At 68.8% G+C, this 17,632-nt stretch carries 13 protein-coding genes; 3 read left to right on the top strand and 10 right to left on the bottom strand.

Translation table 11 applies throughout. The features are described from left to right. Nucleotides 1–42: 42 nt before the first annotated feature. Genes ACZ5ZX_RS20410 through ACZ5ZX_RS20400 form a run of 3 tightly spaced genes read right to left on the bottom strand, consistent with a single transcriptional unit; the run spans nucleotide 43 to nucleotide 4,608 of the window. Entirely contained in the window at nucleotides 43–1,596 is a 1,554-nt protein-coding gene (locus tag ACZ5ZX_RS20410) for a GMC family oxidoreductase (RefSeq protein WP_465503561.1), read from the bottom strand. Next, complete coding sequence (locus ACZ5ZX_RS20405) at nucleotides 1,593–3,104, bottom strand: APC family permease (RefSeq protein WP_465503560.1); 1,512 nt, start codon at nucleotides 3,102–3,104, stop codon at nucleotides 1,593–1,595. The genes ACZ5ZX_RS20410 and ACZ5ZX_RS20405 overlap by 4 nt, the downstream gene beginning before the upstream one ends. A 16-nt stretch (nucleotides 3,105–3,120) precedes the next feature. Then, complete coding sequence (locus tag ACZ5ZX_RS20400) at nucleotides 3,121–4,608, bottom strand: aldehyde dehydrogenase family protein (protein ID WP_465503559.1); 1,488 nt, start codon at nucleotides 4,606–4,608, stop codon at nucleotides 3,121–3,123. Nucleotides 4,609–4,825: 217 nt separating this feature from the next. On the opposite strand from ACZ5ZX_RS20400, the gene dxs reads away from it, so the two are divergent. Then, on the top strand, nucleotides 4,826–6,730 hold the full coding sequence (dxs, locus tag ACZ5ZX_RS20395) for a 1-deoxy-D-xylulose-5-phosphate synthase (RefSeq protein ID WP_465503558.1): 1,905 nt from the start codon (nucleotides 4,826–4,828) through the stop codon (nucleotides 6,728–6,730). A gap of 78 nt (nucleotides 6,731–6,808) precedes the next feature. Here the strand turns inward: dxs and ACZ5ZX_RS20390 are convergent, their stop codons facing one another. Together ACZ5ZX_RS20390 and ACZ5ZX_RS20385 are read right to left on the bottom strand one after the other, a co-directional pair. Then, nucleotides 6,809–7,489 carry a DJ-1/PfpI family protein gene (locus ACZ5ZX_RS20390; RefSeq protein WP_465503557.1) on the bottom strand — a complete coding sequence of 227 codons (681 nt, stop codon included), beginning with the start codon at nucleotides 7,487–7,489 and terminating at the stop codon, nucleotides 6,809–6,811. A gap of 45 nt (nucleotides 7,490–7,534) precedes the next feature. Then, nucleotides 7,535–8,062, bottom strand: a complete 528-nt coding sequence (locus ACZ5ZX_RS20385) for a TetR/AcrR family transcriptional regulator (protein WP_465503556.1) — start codon at nucleotides 8,060–8,062, stop codon at nucleotides 7,535–7,537. A 92-nt stretch (nucleotides 8,063–8,154) separates the two neighbouring features. On the opposite strand from ACZ5ZX_RS20385, the gene ACZ5ZX_RS20380 reads away from it, so the two are divergent. Further along, nucleotides 8,155–8,970 (top strand): oxidoreductase, encoded by an 816-nt coding sequence (locus tag ACZ5ZX_RS20380; protein WP_465503555.1) that lies wholly within the window; start codon nucleotides 8,155–8,157, stop codon nucleotides 8,968–8,970. Here ACZ5ZX_RS20380 and ACZ5ZX_RS20375 read toward each other — a convergent pair. The 5 genes from ACZ5ZX_RS20375 to ACZ5ZX_RS20355 are packed head-to-tail and all read right to left on the bottom strand — an operon-like array spanning nucleotide 8,967 to nucleotide 15,905. Beyond that, nucleotides 8,967–10,409 carry a purine-cytosine permease family protein gene (locus ACZ5ZX_RS20375; protein ID WP_465503554.1) on the bottom strand — a complete coding sequence of 481 codons (1,443 nt, stop codon included), beginning with the start codon at nucleotides 10,407–10,409 and terminating at the stop codon, nucleotides 8,967–8,969. The genes ACZ5ZX_RS20380 and ACZ5ZX_RS20375 overlap by 4 nt on opposite strands. A 20-nt stretch (nucleotides 10,410–10,429) precedes the next feature. Then, nucleotides 10,430–11,836, bottom strand: coding sequence for an aminobutyraldehyde dehydrogenase (locus ACZ5ZX_RS20370; protein ID WP_465503553.1), 1,407 nt, complete (start codon nucleotides 11,834–11,836; stop codon nucleotides 10,430–10,432). Next, on the bottom strand, nucleotides 11,833–13,482 hold the full coding sequence (locus ACZ5ZX_RS20365; RefSeq protein ID WP_465503552.1) for a thiamine pyrophosphate-binding protein: 1,650 nt from the start codon (nucleotides 13,480–13,482) through the stop codon (nucleotides 11,833–11,835). Before ACZ5ZX_RS20365 ends, ACZ5ZX_RS20370 begins: the two co-directional genes overlap by 4 nt. Next, complete coding sequence (speB, locus tag ACZ5ZX_RS20360; RefSeq protein WP_465503551.1) at nucleotides 13,479–14,432, bottom strand: agmatinase; 954 nt, start codon at nucleotides 14,430–14,432, stop codon at nucleotides 13,479–13,481. The genes ACZ5ZX_RS20365 and speB overlap by 4 nt, the downstream gene beginning before the upstream one ends. Before the next feature lie 21 nt (nucleotides 14,433–14,453). Continuing rightward, nucleotides 14,454–15,905 (bottom strand): sodium:solute symporter family protein, encoded by a 1,452-nt coding sequence (locus ACZ5ZX_RS20355; protein ID WP_465503550.1) that lies wholly within the window; start codon nucleotides 15,903–15,905, stop codon nucleotides 14,454–14,456. A 111-nt stretch (nucleotides 15,906–16,016) separates the two neighbouring features. On the opposite strand from ACZ5ZX_RS20355, the gene ACZ5ZX_RS20350 reads away from it, so the two are divergent. Further along, entirely contained in the window at nucleotides 16,017–17,510 is a 1,494-nt protein-coding gene (locus ACZ5ZX_RS20350; protein WP_465503549.1) for a PucR family transcriptional regulator, read from the top strand. Nucleotides 17,511–17,632: the final 122 nt, after the last annotated feature.

Here is a 17,632-nt window from a genome sequence, read left to right as displayed (position 1 = left end):
ACAGCGACCTACCGCGTCGGCGAAACCACAGCCGTGCGCAACTCAGGAGCGCGCGTCCTCCTTCAGCATGTCCGCGCATTTCTCGCCGATCGCCATCGTCGTGATGCACGGATTCACCGCGACCAGGAACGGCATCGCCGAACCGTCGGCGACCCGCAGGCCCTCGACACCGCGCACCCGCAGCCGGGCGTCCAGCACGGCCGACGGGTCGTCGTCACCGCCCATTTTCGCGGTGCACGAAGGGTGATAGACCGTGTTGTGCGTCTTGCGCAGGTAGTCGGCGATCTCGTCGTCGGTCTTGACGTCCTTGCCCGGCGCCAGTTCCGTTCCGGCCCATTCGTCCAGTGCGGGCTGCTCGGCGATCTTGCGCGCCAGTTTGATGCCGTAGGTCATCACGCGCATGTCGTGCGGATCGCTGAAGTACCGCGGGTCCACCTTCGGCTTGTCCCGGTAGTCGCGGCTGCGCAACCGAACGGTGCCGGTCGACCGCGATCGGGTGACGTTCGGGGTCAGGCAGAAGCCGTTCTCCGTGGTCGGGTAGCCCTGCCGGAGCGTGTTCATGTCGAACGGCACGGAGCCGTAGTGGAACATCAGGTCCGGCCGGTCGAGGCCGTCCTCCGTGGTGGTGAAGATGCCGATCTCCCACCATTGCGTGGATTCGGTGGTCATCGGTTGCAGCGCGTCCCACTGGATGACGCCCTCGGGGTGATCCTGCAGGTTCTCGCCGACGCCGGGGGAGTCCACCAAGACCTCCACACCGACTTCGCGCAGATGCTCGGCCGGGCCGATTCCTGACAGCATCAGGAGTTTCGGGGTGTCGATGGCGCCGGAGGACAAGATGACCTCGCGCCGGGCACGCAAAGAAACGCCGTGGATCAGGTCGTCGGCGAGATATTCGGCGCCGGTGCAGCGTTTGCCGTCGAACAGCAGCCGCCGGACCCGGGCGCCGGTGATGATCTCCAGGTTCGGCCGCTTCCCGATGATCGGATGCAGGTAGGACACCGACGCCGACGAGCGCGTGCCGTCTTCGCGCGCGTTGATCTGGAACCAGTTCGCGCCGTGCGTCACGGTCTTGCCGGAGTTGAATTCCACCCGGGGGATCCCGGCCTGCTCGCACGCCTGGAGCAGCGCGACGCCGGTCGGATCTTTGGGTGGCACCGAGCGGATGGTCACCGGGCCCGAGCGGCCGTGGTGATCGCCGGGACCGTCGTTGGTCTCAAGACGTTTGTACAGCGGGAAAATATCCTGGGAAGACCAGCCGGGCAAGCCCAGTGACGACCATTCGTCGAGGTCTTCCGCCGGGGCCCAGAACGCGATGCACGAGTTGTGCGACGAGCAACCGCCGAGCACTCGCGCGCGGGCGTGGCGCAGGAACGAGTTCCCGGACTCCTGGGGTTCGACCAGGTAGTCCCAGTCGTACCCGGATTCCAGCAGGGCCATCCACTTCGTCAGTTCCAGCACCGCCGGATCGTCCACATCGGACGGTCCCGCTTCCAGCAACGCCACGGTGACGTCCGGGTCCTCCGAGAGTCTCGCCGCGACCACCGAACCCGCCGTCCCGCCGCCGACGACGATGTAGTCGAACTCTCCGGTCACTGTGCTGCCTCCTCGGGATGTGCCGCCGCGGCGTGATCGGCCAGGACGCCGCTCTTGTGCCGCAGAACGAACCAGTAATACGCGAAACCGACGATCGCCACCGCGCCGACGAACAGCACGGCCCCCCATTCGAGGTACCAGTGATACGGCTCGGTCGCGTTGTAGACCTCACGCCGCGGCCAGGCCAGGTTCACCACGATCGCGCCGCCCCACAGCACGCCGAGGATGTTGACCGGCAGCCCGAGCTTGCTGAGGGAGAAGTACTTGGTCCCTTCGACCTTCGGCGGCGGCCACTGCCCGCGCAGCCGCTTGACCAGCATCGGGATGGTGACCAGCAGGTACGCCAGGTAGATCATGATGATGCCGATGCTGGTGATCACCGTGAAGATCTGCGGCTGGCCGACGTTGACCACCAGGATCAGCACCGCGATGACGCCGGAGACGATCGCGGGGACCACGGGGGTCTTGGTCTTCGGCGACACCCTCGCCAGATGCTTCCCGGCGGGCAGGTTGTTGTCGCGGCCCATCGCGAACATCATCCGGATCGACGCCGACTGCACGGCCAGGTTGCACACCGTGATGGCGATGACGACCGCCAGCAGGAAGATCGTGCCGACGGTGCTGCCCAGGACGTCGAGCACGATGAACTGCAGGCCGCCCGTCGCGATCTGGGGGTCGTTGATGTCGCCGACGGCCATCAGCGCCAGCAGCAGGATCAGCCCGCCGATGACGAACGACGCGATCAGCGCGCGCAGGATCGCCTTGGGCGCGTTCTTGCGCGGGTCATGGGACTCTTCACCGAGCGAGCTGGCGGTGTCGAAGCCGTACATGACGTACGTCGACGCGAGCGAGGCGACCAGGAACGCGCCGAAGTAGCCCCACGGCTGGTCGGCACCGGTGTTGTTGGTCTGCATGACGACCTCGGGACCCCGGGTGATGTTCACCGCGAGCGCGATGATCAGCAGGACCGCGGCGATCAGTTCGATGAACACCCCGGCGCTGTTGATCCGCGCCATCAGTTTGACGCCCCAGGCGTTCACCAGCGTGGTGAACAGGATCAGGGCGGTGCCGAGGATGACCGCGTTGACCGCGCTGTCGCCGGAGAACGAGAAGAACGACGAGATCTGGGGGAGCGTGATCTGGTAGGCCAGCGCGACCGCGGCGATGCTGACGATCGAGGCGGTCAGCATCATCCAGCCCGCCAGCCAGGCGACGTGCGGGCTGCCGAGCCGTTTCGACCAGTTGTAGATCGATCCGGCGACGGGATAGTGCGCGGCCAGTTCGGCGAACGACAGCGCCACCATCAGCTGGCCGACGAACACCATCGGCCACGACCACCAGTAGGCGGGCCCGCCGAAGCTGAAACCGAAGTAGAACAGCTGGAAGGTGCCGGTCAGGATCGAGATGTAGCTGATCCCGGCGGCGAAGGTGTGGAAGTTGCCGAGGGTTCTTTCGAGTTCCTGTTTGTAGCCGAAACCGGCAAGGCCGTCGTCGGAAGGAGTGCTCATCGGCGGTTTCCCGTCTTCAGTTGGATGCGGCAGGCTCCCCGGAGAACCAGCGCTGTGGTGCGGGCCGGAGGTTCTGATAGATGTGCTTCGCCTCCGTGTACTCGGCCAAACCCGTCGGGCCCAGTTCGCGCCCGAAGCCGGATTGCTTGTAGCCGCCCCATTCCGCCTGGGGCAGGTACGGATGGAAGTCGTTGATCCAGATCGTGCCGTGCCGCAGCCGGTTCGCGACCCGCTGCGCGCGGGAGGCGTCCGAGGTGAACACCGCGCCCGCGAGGCCGTAGTGCGTGTCGTTGGCGATACGGACGGCGTCGTCCTCGTCGGTGAAGGTCTCGACGGTGAGCACCGGGCCGAACGATTCGTCGACGACGGCGCTGCTGCCCTGCTTCACGTTGTCGAGGATGGTCGGCAGGTAGTAGTGGCCCTTCGCCAGCTCGCGATCGTCGGGGCGTTTGCCGCCGGTGCGCAGGACGGCGCCCTCTTCCAGCGCGGCCGCGACGTAGCGTTCGATCTTTTCCAAATGGGCGGCCGAGATCAGCGGACCGGTTTCAGCCTTCGGGTCGAAAGGTCCACCCAGTCGGATCAGTTCGGCGCGGCGGACGAGTTCGTCGACGAACTTCTCGTGCCACTCCTCCTGGACGATCAGCCGCGCCCCGGCCGAGCAGACCTGACCGGAGTGCAGGAACACCGCGGTCAGCGCGTAGTCGACGGCGATGTCGAAGTCGGAATCGGCGAAAACGACGTTCGGGTTCTTGCCGCCCAGCTCCAGCGCGACCTTCTTGACGGTGGCGGCGGCGGACGCGGCGATGATCTTGCCGGTCGCGAGGCCGCCGGTGAACGACACCAGGTCGACGTCCGGATGCTCCGACAGCGGCGCTCCGGCCTGCGCTCCGGCGCCGAGCACCAGGTTCGCGACGCCGCCGGGGAGCCCGGCCTCGGTCAGCAGCTTCATCAGCATGATGGAGGTGTGCGGCGTCAGCTCGCTGGGCTTGAGGACGAACGTGTTGCCCGCCGCGAGCGCGGGGGCGACCTTCCAGATGGTCTGCAGGAGCGGGTAGTTCCAGGGCGTGATCAGCCCGCAGACGCCGACCGGTTCGTGCACGATCCGGCTGAAGGCGTCCGGGTTGCCGGTGTCGACCACGCGGCCCGCGTCGTTGGCGGCGAGTTTGCCGAAGTAGCGCAGGCAGGCGGCGATATCCGCCATGTCGTACTCGCTCTCGACCAGCCGTTTGCCGGTGTCGAGCGATTCGGCGCGGGCGAAGGCCGCGACGTCGCGGTCGAGCAGGTCGGCGGCCTTCAGCAGCAGGTCACCGCGTTGCGGAGCGGGTGTCTGAGGCCACGGGCCGGTGTCGAACGCCTTCCTGGCGGCGGCGATGGCCGCCTCGGTGTCCTCGCGGGTGCCCTCGGCGACCTCCGCGACCAGTGATCCGTCCGCCGGGCAGCGGATTTCCCTGCGACCGCGGCCGACCGCGTCGACCCACTCGCCACCGATGAAAAAATCCGCCATCAAGCCACTCCAAACGGGCTTCTTCTTAACCGTCGAAGAGCGATTATGTCGGCCACCCGACGTGACCGCTACTTGGCAAAAGAGACCATGTTCACACTGTTGGGTGCCGTGTGGTGATTTTCTGACATGTGACTCGTGACGCGGGCGCGGGAAGGTTCTCAGCGGCCCTCCGTAGACTGGCTGGAACGGCGGAAGAGGAACCAGGCGAGGTGGGAGAGTGACGTTGCTCGAGTCCGTACACGGACCGGCTGACTTGAAGCGGATGGACCAGGAGCAGCTCGGCGAGCTGGCCGCGGAGATCCGGGACTTCCTCGTCGAAAAGGTGCGGCTCGCCGGTGGTCACCTCGGCCCGAACCTGGGTGTGGTCGAGCTGACGATGGCGCTGCACCGGGTCTTCGACTCGCCGCACGACGCCATCGTGTGGGACGTCGGTCACCAGGCGTACGTGCACAAGATCGTCACCGGCCGTCACGACGGCTTCGGCAAGCTGCGCCAGCTGGGCGGCCTCACCGGCTATCCCGCGCGCTGCGAGAGCGAGCACGACCTCGTCGAGAACAGCCACGCCTCGACCGCGTTGTCCTATGTGGACGGTCTGGCGAAGGCGTTCGAACTCGGCGGTGGCGGCAGGCACGCGATCGCCGTCGTCGGCGACGGCGCGCTGACCGGCGGTATGTGCTGGGAGGCGCTCAACAACATCGCCGCGAACCCGCGCCGACCGGTCGTCATCGTCATCAACGACAACGGCCGCTCGTACTCGCCGACCATCGGCGGCGTCGCGGACCACCTGGCGTCGCTGCGGCTGAAGCCGGGCTACGAACGCGTTCTGGACCGCGGCAAGGAACTGCTGCGGCACACCCCCATCGTCGGCAAGCCGATCTACGCGGCGCTGCACGCGGCGAAGGCGGGGCTCAAGGACGCGCTGAGCCCGCAGATGATGTTCTCCGACCTCGGCCTGAAGTACCTCGGCCCGGTCGACGGTCACGACCTCGCGGCGCTGGAGAAGGCGTTCCAGAGCGCCCGCGACTTCGGCGGCGCGGTCATCGTGCACGTGGTCACCGAGAAGGGCCACGGCTACGAGCCCGCCGTGACCAACCAGGCCGACCAGATGCACCAGACCGACCCGATCGACCCGGAAACCGGTCTCCCGCCGGTCAAGGGCCCGAGCTGGACCGGCGTCTTCGCCGACGAGCTGGTCAAGATCGGCGCCGACCGCGAGGACGTCGTCGCGATCACCGCGGCCATGCTCCGCTCGACCGGCCTGCACAAGTTCGCCGAGGCGTACCCGGACCGCTGGTACGACGTCGGGATCGCCGAGCAGCACGCGGTGACCTCGGCCGCCGGTCTCGCGATGGGTGGCAAGCATCCCGTCGTCGCCGTCTATTCGACCTTCCTGAACCGGGCCTTCGACCAGGTGCTGATGGACGTCGCGCTGCACCGCCAGCCGGTGACGCTGGTGCTGGACCGCGCCGGTATCACCGGGCCGGACGGGCCGAGTCACCACGGCATGTGGGACCTCTCGCTGCTGGGCATGGTGCCGGGCATGCGCGTCGCCGCGCCGCGAGACGCCGGCACGCTGCGCGAGGAGCTGCGGGAGGCCGTCGCCGTCGAGGATGGCCCGACGGCGCTGCGGTTCTCCAAGGGCGGCGTGATCGACTCCGTGCCCGCCGTCGAACGCGTCGGCACGGTGGACGTGCTGCGCAAGCCGTCCGGAGACGCCGACGTGCTGCTCGTCGCGGTGGGCGCGTTCGCCATGCTCGGGCTCGCCGCCGCGGACCGCCTGGCCGATCAGGGCATCGGCGTGACCGTGGTGGACCCGCGCTGGGTCGTCCCGGCGCCCGCGGAACTCGTGGCGCTGGCCGAGCAGCACAAGCTCGTCGTGACCGTCGAGGACAGCGGCCGCCACGGCGGTTTCGGCTCCGCGCTGTCCGCACTGTTCCGCGACGCCGAATGCGACGTGCCGCTGCGCGATCTCGCGGTGCCGCAGGTGTTCCACGAGCACGGCTCGCGCGAAGAGGTGCTGGCCCGCGTCGGGCTCACCGCGCAGGACGTCGCGCGGCGGGTCACCGAGTGGTCGGCCAAGCTGGCCAGCCGGACTCCGGCGCCGGAGGACACGCACCGCTGAGGCGTTATGAGCTGACAAGCGCCATGAAAGGTCCTTTCCTTGCAAATTTTGCAAGGAAAGGACCTTTCATGGCACGCGCTAGGCCCGCCAGACGGTGCCTCGCCGCTCGTACTCCAGCACCACCTCGGCCCGCTGCGCGGCCTTCGCGTCCAGGAACCGCTCCACGAGCCAGAGCGAAACCTCAAGTCCCGCGGTGATCCCGCCGCCGGTGATCAGGTCCCCGTCGTCGACGACACGCGCGTCGATCACCTTCGTGCCCTGTGCGGCCAGATCCGCCTTCGCGCCGTTGTGTGTCGTCGCGTTGCGGCCCTTCGTCAGACCGGCGGCGGACAGCACCATCGTGCCGGTGCAGATCCCGACGGGCAGCGCCCGCGACGCGGCGAGACGCCGCAGAAAACCCTGATCGGCGTTGAGCCGGTGCACCCCGGGCCCGTTCCGGTCGGTGTAACCGCCGCCGGGCACCACGAGGACGTCGGCCTCGCCGGGCGACCAGCCGCGCGGGACCTCGACGACCGTGCCATAAGTGCATTTCACGGGTCCGGGCCGGCCCGCGGCCACGAGCGAGGTGACCACGGCGCCGCCGGTGAGTTTCCCCGCCAGCCCCAGTACTTCGACGGGTGCGATGAAGTCCTGTTCCTCCACGCCGTCGAACATCAGGATCTGCACCCGTAACGGGGCGGCGGCGGAAGCGGCGGGCGCGGTGACGCCCACGAGACCGGCGGACAAGGCTGAAGCACGCAGAAAAGTTCGGCGCTGCAAGACGACCTCCCAGGTGATTTACCCAGTGGTCGCGCGAAAAGTGTCTCAGGTTCCCACGATCCGGCCGACCGCGCGGACCACGAGATCACGGGTGGCGGCGGGGGAGGAGAACCCCAGGATCGACAGGTGCACGACGAGGCTCAGCAACTCCTCGGCGTCGAAGTGGTCCGGCACGGATCCGGTGCGCTGTGCTTCCTGGATCGCGGCGACCTTGTCCGCGTACGCCCGTCGTTCGGCTTCCGGAGCCGCGTCGAAACCCTGCTCCAGCCGGAGCCAGCCCATGAGCCGCAGGACCTCGGGGTGTTCGAGGTACCGGTCGAACAGCCGTCCCGCATAGCCGGGCAGGTCGTCGGGAGTGATAGGGACGGACCTGATGGCGAGGTCGACCTGCTCCTGCACGACTCTCTCGAAAAGCTCTTCCTTGCTGCAGAAATAGGCGTAGATCAGGGCCTTGTTGGCGCCGGCGTTCTTCGCGATCCGGTCCACCCTGGCGCCCGCGATGCCGTACGTCGCGAACTCGTCCGTCGCCGCGTCCAGCAGTTTCCGCTTGGTCGCTTCCTTGTCCCTGACCATGTCACGCAGTCTAACTAACTGGTTGGTTGACAGCTAGCCCGGCCACGTGGCAACCTGAGTTGGCAACCAACTGGTTAGTTAGGAGATGGACGATGAAGGTCGCACTGGTCACGGGCGCTTCGGCGGGAATCGGCGAAGCCACGGCACTCGCCTTGAAGGACGCGGGTTACACGGTCTACGGCGCCGCGCGGCGGGTCGAGCGGATGAGCGGGCTCGCCGAGCGCGGCGTCAAGGTTCTCAAGATGGATGTCACCGACGACGCGTCGATGGTGGCGGGGATCGAGCGGATCATCGAGGAGACCGGCCGCATCGACGTCCTGGTCAACAACGCGGGCTACGGCTCGTATGGTGCCTTCGAAGACGTGCCGCTCTCGGAGGGGAAGTACCAGTTCGAGGTCAACCTCTTCGGGCTCGCGCGGCTGGTCCAGCTCACGACGCCGCATATGCGCGCACAGGGCTCCGGCAAGATCGTGAACATCTCGTCGATCGGCGGCAAGATCTACGAACCGCTCGGCGGCTGGTACCACTCGACGAAGTTCGCCGTCGAAGGCCTGAGTGATTCGCTGCGGCTGGAACTCAAGCCGTTCGGTATCGACGTCGTGGTGATCGAACCCGGCGCCATCAAGACCGAATGGGGCGGCATCGCCATCGACAACCTGCTGAAGACCTCGGGCGACACCGCCTACGCGCCGCAGGCGAAGGCCTTGGCGAAGTTCTTCGACCAGGCCGCCCGGGGCTCCAAGCCCCAGGTGATCGCCGACGTCATCGTGAAGGCGGTCCGGACTCGGCGCCCGAAGACCCGCTACGCGGCGGGTTTCGGGGCCAAGCCGATCCTGTTCGTGCGCCGGGTGCTCCCGGACCGCGCCTTCGACGCGCTGTTCCTCGGCGCGCTGCGCCGGTTCGCCTAGACCGCGACGGCCGGTTCCGCGACGGGCTCCGCGTACGAGTAGACCTCACGCGGTTCGGGGAAGAGCTTCACCAGCAAGGGATACGCGACGGCCGCCGTGCACAGCGTCACCACCATGCTGATGTCGACACCGCCCGCGATGTCCTTGAACGGTCCGGCGATCATCGGCGTGTTGGCGGTCAGCAGGCCGAGCGTCGTCGCCGGGATCCACGCGGCCATCGCGCGCCAGTTCACGCCGCGGGTGAACCAGTAGCGGCCGCCCTTGCGGCCCTGGTTGAACACCTGGAGGTCGTCCGGGTCGTAGAACCCGCGCCGCAGCAGGAAACCGATCATCATGATCACCATCCACGGCGAGGTGCACAGCACGATCAGCGTGGCGAAGGCGTTGATGCTGGAGACCATGTCCAGCACGAAATTGCCGACGAAGATGAACACCACGCTGAGCGAGCCGATCAGCAGCGTCGCCTGGACCCGGCTCAGCTTCACGAAGATCGAACTGAAGTCCAGCCCGGTCCCGTAGAGCGACGTCGTGCCGGTGGACAGCCCGCCGATCAGCGCGACCACGATCAGCGGGATCGCGTACCAGAGCGGGGAGATCGCGGTCAGTCCGGTGATGTAGTCGGCCGGATCCGCGACCAGGGTCGCGGTGGCGATGCCGAAGCCGAACGGCAGCAACGTCGCCACCTGCGCCAGGAACGGCGCGGCCAGCAGGGAACGGCGGCTGTGGCGTGCGGGGATGTAGCGCGTCCAGTCGCCGAGGAAGGCGCCGAACGAGATCGGGTTCGCCATCGTGGTGAGCGCGGCCAGGATCCACGTCGGCCAGAACTCGCCGAGGGCGTAGACGCCGGTGCCGGCGAAACCGGGGTCGAAGGTGCCGCCGTAGGCCACGATCCCGAGCAGCATGATCGCCGTGCCCAGTACCACGGCGACCCGGTTCACCAGCAGCATGAACCGGTAGCCGTAGATGCACACCACCAGCGTCGCGATCGCGATGACGCCGTACGCCACCCCGCGGAGCACCTCGCCGCCGTCGAAGCCGAAAAGCCGTTGCGCGGCACCGGCGACGGCGTCGCCGCTGACCCAGACCGAGATGGCGAAGAAGGTGATCGCCGTCAGCAGGGAGAGGAAGGAACCGACACAACGGCCGACGACGCCGAAATGCGCGCCGGAGGAGACGGCGTTGTTGGTCCGGGTGAGCGGGCCGAACAACGACATCGGCGAGAGCACCAGCGCGCCGACCACCACCCCCGCGACGGTGGCCGCCACCGCTGCCCAGAAGCTCAGCCCGAACGCGATCGGGAGCGTCCCGAGGATGATGGTGGCGAAGGTGTTCGCGCCGCCGAACGCCATGCGGAACAGGTCGCGGGGCCGCGACGTCTGCTCCTCCGGCGGGATCGGCGCGATTCCGTGCTGCTCGACTTCGGTGATCTTCTCACCCATGGGGACCTCCGGCTACTGCGTCAGGCGAAGCGGGTCATGACGTGCTTCACGCGGGTGTACTCGGCGAAGGAGTAGGACGAGAGGTCCTTTCCGTGGCCTGAGTGCCCGAAGCCGCCATGGGGCATTTCGGCGACCAGCGGCCCGTGGGTGTTGACCCAGACGCAGCCGAAGTCGAGTTCGCCCGAGACGCGGGTCGCGCGTGCCAGGTCGTTGGTCCAGATCGACGACGCCAGCCCGTAGGGGACGCCGTTGGCCAGGTTCACCGCTTCTTCCTCGTCCACAAAGGACTGGACGGTGATCACCGGGCCGAAGATCTCCTCCTTGACGATCTCGTCGTCCTGCCGCAGACCCGAGATCACGGTGGGGGAGAAGAAGAAACCGCGCTCACCGGCGGGTTTGCCGCCGGTCTCCACGCGCGCGTGCGACGGCAGCCGCTCGACGAGCCCGCGGACCCGGCCGAACTGCGCCTCGCTGTTGAGCGGGCCGAAATCCCGGCCGGGTGCCTGCGCGGCGGCGGCCTTGGTCAGTTCCGCGACGAACTCGTCGTGGATCGCCGCGTCCACCAGCACCCGGCTGCCCGCGGTGCAGTCCTGCCCGGCGTTGTAGAACGCCGCGCCGACGATGCCTTCCGCCGTCTCGGCCAGGTCCACGTCACCGAAGACCAGCAGCGGCGCGTTCCCGCCCAGCTCCAGATGCGTGCGCTTGAGGTCGGCCGCCGCGACGGTGGCGACGTCGATGCCCGCCCGCGTCGACCCGGTGATCGACACCAGTTCGGTGATCGGATGCCTGACCAGCGCGCGTCCGGTGTCGCGGTCGCCGCACAGCACGTTGAAGGCGCCCCGCGGCAGGAACTCCGCCGCGACCTTCGCCAGCAGCACGGCCGTCGACGGCGTGGTCTCGGCGGGCTTCAGCACGACGGTGTTCCCGGCGGCCAGCGCCGGGGCGATCTTCCAGACACCCATCATCAACGGGTAGTTCCACGGCGCGATCTGCGCGCAGACACCGACCGGCTCCCGGCGGATCGCCGAGGTGTGCCCCGGCAGATACTCCCCGGACGCGGTGCCTTCGAGCTGCCGGGCGGCGCCGGCGAAGAAGCGCAGCGCGCTGACGCACTCCGGGATCTCCTCGTCCAGCACGACGGACCGGATCTTGCCCGTCTCCCGGATTTCGAGGTCGGCGAACTCCTCCGCGCGAGCCTCCACCGCGTCGGCGATCTTCAGCAACGCCAGTTGACGCTGGGCGGGTGTGCTCTTGCGCCACAGCTTGAACGCGCGGTCCGCGGCCGCCAGCGCGGCGTCCACATCGGACTGCTCGGACAGCACACTGGTGCCGAAGACCTCGCCGGTCGCGGGGTTCACCAGGTCGAGCGTCCGCGAGCCCGCCGCCGGTACCTCGGTGCCGTCGACGAAGTTCAGGACCTGAGTCATTTCTTCTCCAGGTGGGTCGGCTCGAACATCTTCAGCAAAGCGGGGAGGACGACCACGGACGGACCGGGCGTGGCCAGCGCGCCGGCGAGGTCCTTGCCGATCGTGTCCAAAGAGGACACCGTGGCGGAGACGCCGAAAGACCGTGCCAGCGCGGCGAAATCGGGTCGCGCCAGTTCGGTGGCGGTGGACTGGCCGAAGGCGCCGGTCAGGTATTCGCGCAGGATGCCGTAACCGCCGTCGTCGATGACGAGCAACGTGACGTCCAGTCCGTGCTGGACCGCGGTGGCGAGTTCGGCGACGCCGTACATCGCGCCACCGTCGCCGGACACCGCCAGCACCGGACCGCCGGTGGCGGCCGCGCCACCGAGCGCGCCGGGCAGACCGTAGCCGAGCCCTCCCGCCCCCTGCGCGGTGTGGATCGGCGCGCCATCGGGGTTCCACGCCGACCAGGCCCAGTAGGCCGCGATCGTCATGTCCCAGAACGTCTGCGTGCCCTCGGGCACCGCCGCCCGGATGTCGTCGATCAGCTTGCGCTCGACATCGAGAGGCTGGGCGTCGAGGCGTTCGCGCACCTTGGCCAGCAGAGCCGCCACCGCCGCTTCGGCGGCACCGTCGGACTGGCGGAACGGGACCTGCTCCAGAAGTCCTTGCAGGACAAGGCGGACGTCGGCGTGGATACCCAGCGCCGGGTAGTTCGACTCCAGTTTCCCGAGATCGGCCTCGACCTGGATCATCCGGCCGCGCGGGGCGAACTCGCGGTAGTTGCTGGACAGCTCGCCCAGCCCGGAACCCAGGACGAGCAGGACATCCGCGTTCGCGAGGAATTCCGTGCTGTGCCAGTCTTCGAGCCAGGACTGCCCGGAGAGTTCGTGGTCCCAGCCGAAGACGCCCTTGCCGCCGAAGGTCGACAGCACCGGCGCGCGCAACGCCTCGGCGAGTGCCTTCAACTCGGCGTGGGAACCCGAGCGCAGCGCGCCGCCACCGGCCAGGATCACCGGATTCTTCGCCGCTCCCAGGAGATTCGCGGCCTCGGTGAGCAGTTCGGGCAGCGGTGCGAGCGGCGCCGGCCGTGCCGTCACCGAGGTGATCCGGGGCAGCTCCGCCGGGGCCAGCAGGATGTCCTGCGGGATCTCGACCCACACCGGTCCGTACGGCGCCCTCGACGCCGACTCCCACGCCTCGCGCAGCGCCGTCGGGAGCTGGCTCACGGTCCGCACGACGTGCACCGACTTCACGACGTCACGGAAACTGGCCTGCTGATCGGGCAGTTCGTGCAGATAGCCGTGCCGTCCACCACCGAGCCCGGCGACCGGGATCTGGCTGGAGATCCCCAGCACCGGCACCGACGCCGCCCGGGATTCCTGCAATGAGGCCAAAGTCAGCAGCGCACCGGGGCCGGTCGACACGATCATCGGGGTCACCGGGACCGGGCCGTCGGGATCCGCCGCGAGCCGGGCGCGGGCGTGCCCGTCGGCCGCGAACGCCAGGTTGTTCTCCACCCGTGAGCTGATCACCCGCAGGTCGTCCGCGCGCCGAAGCGCTTCGAACAGGCCGAGCGCGTGCTGGCCCGGCAGGCCGAACACGGTGTCCGCGCCGAGCGCGCGAAGGGTTTCGACGACGACGTCGCCGCCTATCCGTTGTGTCATTCGCTCTTTCCCAGGCTGAGCAGGCTCACCAGGTCGTAGGCGACGTGGGAGGCCGCGATGGCGGTGATCTCGGCGTGATCGTAAGCCGGGGCCAGTTCCACCACATCCGCTCCGATGAGGTTGCAGTCCCGCAGTCCGCGCAGGATTTCCAGCAGTTCGCGGCTGGTCATGCCACCCGCTTCGGGGGTGCCGGTACCCGGCGCGTGCGCGGGATCGAGCACGTCGATGTCGACCGAGATGTAGAGCGGGCGGCCGCCGATGCGCTGGCGCAGCGCGTCGACGGTCTCGGCGACCCCGCGGCGCATGACGTCGCCGGAGGTGACGATGCCGAAGCCGAGGCGGCGGTCCTCTTCCAGATCCCGCTTGCCGTACAGCGGGCCACGCGTGCCGACGTGGGACAGCGCTTCGGTGTCGAGGATCCCTTCCTCGGACGCCCGCCGGAACGGGGTGCCGTGGGTGTACGGCTCACCGAAGTAGGTGTCCCAGGTGTCGAGGTGCGCGTCGAAGTGCAGCAGCGCCACCGGTCCGTGCTTCTTCGCCGCCGCGCGCAGCAGCGGCAACGCGATCGTGTGGTCGCCGCCGACGGTCACCAGGCGCGTCCCGTTCGCGGTCAGCGCCTCGGCCTCGTCCTGCAGGGTCTCGATCGCTTCGCCGATGTTGAACGGGTTGAGCGCGATGTCGCCGGCGTCGACCACCTGCGTTTCGGCGAACGGCGAGACGTCGAGTTCCGGGTGATACGGGCGAAGGAGCCTGCTGGCCTCACGCAGCGCGGCGGGGCCGAACCGCGCGCCGGGGCGATAGGACACCCCAGCGTCGAACGGCACCCCGACGACGGCGACGTCGGCACGCTCGACCTGATCGATCCGTGGCAGCCTCGCGAAGGTCGCGAAACCGGCGAACCGGGGCACCCTCGAAGAGTCGACGGGTCCGATCGGGGTCTGCTCAGGCACTGTGTCTCCTTCGAATGGTTTTCAGGACTGGGAAGCGGCGAGTTTCGCCTCTTCTTCTTCGGCGGCTGCGCTGCCGTTCAGGCGGCGCGTCCACACGGTGAGGATCTCGTCCGAGGTACGCGGGGTGAGGAAGCTGACCACCAGGTAGACCGCGAGGCTGGAGCCGAGCCCCCAGTAGATCGGGCTGTTCGCTTCGACGCCGTCGACGAACATGAACGCGATGACCACGACCGTGCCGACGACCATCGACGCGAGCGCGCCCTGGCGGGTACCGCGCTTCCAGGCCAGTCCGCCGATGATCGCCACCAGCAGGCCGCCGACGAGGATGTCGTAGGCGATGGTCAGCGCGTTGACGACGTCGTCCACGACCATCGCGATCCCGATCGCGACGATGCCGAGGACGAGCGTGGTGACCCGGTTCCTCGCGACCTCGTCGGCCGCCTTTTTGAGGCCCAGCTTGGAAAGCAGGTCCGAGGTGCTGACCGTCGAGCACGCGATCAGGGCGCCGCTCGCGGTCGACATCATCGCCGAGAGCGCCGCGGCGAGCACCAGGCCGCGGACTCCGGCGGGCAGCTGATCCTCGACGATGGTCGCGAACGCGTCCTGCGCGCTGGCCAGGTTCGGGTACAGCGTCTTGGCCGCGGTGCCGATCAGCGCGCCGGCGAGACCGTAGACCAGGCAGTAGACGCCGGAGATGACACCGCCACCGGTCGCGATGCCCGGCGTCCGCGCGGTGAACACGCGCTGCCAGATGTCCTGTCCGATCAGCAGGCCGAAGCTGTAGACGAGGAAGTAGGTGAAGATGGTGTCGCCGCCGATGGCGGTCAGTTCGAAGTAGCTCTCGTCCAGCCGCGCGGCCATGCCGTCGAAACCGCCCGCCGAGACGATCGAGACCGGCAGCAGGATCAGCAGGATGCCGATGGTCTTGATGACGAACTGGACGATGTCGGTCAGCGTGATCGACCACATGCCGCCCAGCACCGAGTAGAGCACCACGATCGAACCGCCGATGGCGATGCCCGCCCAGCTCGGCACGTCGAACAGGACCTTGAAGATGGTGGCGAACGCCAGCGTCGAGGTGACGGTCAGCATGAGCGTGTAGCCCCACATGACCACGCCGGAAATGGTGCTGGTGGAGCCGCCGTAGCGCAGGTCGAGCATCTCGCCGACGGTGTAGACGCGCAGCTTCACCAGCCGCCGCGCGAACAGCAAGTGGAGGACCAGGATGCCGACGCCGATCGCGATCACGAGCCAGGCGCCGGAGATGCCGTAGGTGTAGCCGAGCTTCACTCCGCCGACGGTCGAAGCGCCGCCGAGGACGACCGCGGACATCGTGCCGGAGTACATGAACCAGCCGAGACGGCGGCCCGCGACGAGGTAGTCGGATTTGGTCTTGGCGAGCCGCAGCCCGAACCAGCCGACCCCGATCATGCCCGCTATGTAGAGCGCGATCACCGCGTAGTCACCGGCCACGGTGTCCTCCTTGCCTTGGGGCTGTTCGCTTCGTTCGGGTCACCGTAGGTTCGTTCGCCCGGTGAACGACATGGGATGATCCAGCCAAGGTTGCGCAAAGTTGAGGACGAAATGACCCAAACCCCCGATCCACTCGGCTCCGAGGTGAATGTCCCGTTACGGGCGGTGGTCGGCAACCCGGAACTGGCACTCGACCCGGTCGTGGAGACGCTGCGGCCGGGCGCGCTCGACGCCCCGGTGCGCTGGGCCCACGTCAGCGAGTTACGCGACCCCGCGCCGTACCTCCTCGGCGCGGAGCTGCTGCTCACCGCCGGGGTGAACCTGCCGCTGGAACCCGCCGAGGTCGGCCGCTACGTCCGGCGGCTGGCCGACAGCGGGATCTCCGCGCTGGGATTCGGGCTCACCCCCGGCACCCACGAGACGCTGCCGCCGTCGTTGCGGTCGGCGTGCGCGCGGCACGGCCTGCCGCTGCTGATCGTTCCGCCGCGGACGCCGTTCCTGGCGATCAGCCGGGCGGTGTCGGTCGCGCTGGCGGAGGCGGGCCAGCGGGAACAGCGGCGGATCGCGGCCGCACGCGAAGCGCTGACCAGGGCGGCCGGTGACGGACTCGGCGAACTGGCGAGCGCGCTGGCCGGACGGCTGCGGGCGTGGGTGGCGCTGGTCGGCGTCGGCGACGTCCTCGCCGCGGATCACGGGGCGCCGACACCGTTGCCGCCGGAGGTCGGCGAGCTGCTCGCCACGCTGCGGTCGGGCCGGGGCATCCGCAGCGCGACGACGGAACTGGCCGACGGCACGCACGTCGTCGCGCAACCGGTGTACCCGCAGGCGACGGCGTCGCATCTGGTCGTGGTCGGCCGCGCCACCCGGTTCGACGGCGCGGACCGCTCGATCCTGTCGGTCGGGGCGGCGCTGCTCGGACTGGCCGGCCGCGCGGGTTCGGACGCGGCCGGACTGGGCGCCACCGCGACCGCGTTGCTGCTCGGCGAAACCGGCGTGCTCGGCGGGGACCGACGCCGCCTGGTCGCCGGGATCGCTTACCGCCGGGGGCCGAACGAGGCCGCCGCGCGCTACGACTGGCTGCGCGCCCGGCTCGACACCCCGCTCGTGCGGCTGCTGCCCGGGCCGCGCTTCACCGCGATCGTCGGTGAGGCGCCCGAGACCGAGGACCTCGACCGGCTCCGTGCCGACGGCTGGCTGGCGGTGGTGAGTTCGCCCGTTCCACCCGAGCGGCTCCCGGAAGCGGGCGCCGAAGTGGAGTTGCTGCTGCGGCGGGCCGCCGCGCTGGAGCGGCCGGTGGTGGCGGAGGCGGCCGGGCTCGGGCTGGACGCGCTGATCGCCCCCGGCGCGGCGGCCGGATTCGCCGCTCAAACGCTGGCGCCGCTGCGGGAACTCGACCGGAAAGGTGACCGCGAACTGGTCGACACGCTGCGGACCTGGCTCGCGCACCATGGCGGCTGGGACCGGACGGCCGCCGAACTCGGGGTGCACCGCAACAGCGTCCGGCACCGCATCGGGCAGATCGAACGGGCGCTGGGCGTGGATCTGGCGGATCCGGAGATCAGGATGCGGTTGTGGTTCGCGTTACGCTGGTCCAGTGGCTCCTGAGTGGTAACGAGGTCAGAGCACCCTCACACCCCCCCCGCGTCCACGAAGAAGCGCAATGAAAGGTCCTTTCCTGGCAAAATTTGCGAGGAAAGGACCTTTCCTCGCACGCCGGCGGGCAGCGA

The sequence above is a fragment of the Amycolatopsis sp. NPDC033938 genome (assembly GCF_055575975.1).
The sequence above is the reverse complement of the archived record's forward strand: the minus strand, read 5'-3'. Positions and strand labels throughout refer to the sequence as shown.

Excerpts from the sequence above, each read along its gene's own strand:
- ACZ5ZX_RS20405 (WP_465503560.1), bottom strand. The coding sequence starts at position 3,104 with ATGAGCACTCCTTCCGACGACGGCCTTGCCGGTTTCGGCTACAAACAG.
- ACZ5ZX_RS20400 (WP_465503559.1), bottom strand. The coding sequence starts at position 4,608 with ATGGCGGATTTTTTCATCGGTGGCGAGTGGGTCGACGCGGTCGGCCGC.
- ACZ5ZX_RS20385 (WP_465503556.1), bottom strand. The coding sequence starts at position 8,062 with ATGGTCAGGGACAAGGAAGCGACCAAGCGGAAACTGCTGGACGCGGCG.
- ACZ5ZX_RS20380 (WP_465503555.1), top strand. The coding sequence starts at position 8,155 with ATGAAGGTCGCACTGGTCACGGGCGCTTCGGCGGGAATCGGCGAAGCC.
- ACZ5ZX_RS20375 (WP_465503554.1), bottom strand. The coding sequence starts at position 10,409 with ATGGGTGAGAAGATCACCGAAGTCGAGCAGCACGGAATCGCGCCGATC.
- ACZ5ZX_RS20370 (WP_465503553.1), bottom strand. The coding sequence starts at position 11,836 with ATGACTCAGGTCCTGAACTTCGTCGACGGCACCGAGGTACCGGCGGCG.
- ACZ5ZX_RS20365 (WP_465503552.1), bottom strand. The coding sequence starts at position 13,482 with ATGACACAACGGATAGGCGGCGACGTCGTCGTCGAAACCCTTCGCGCG.
- ACZ5ZX_RS20350 (WP_465503549.1), top strand. The coding sequence starts at position 16,017 with ATGACCCAAACCCCCGATCCACTCGGCTCCGAGGTGAATGTCCCGTTA.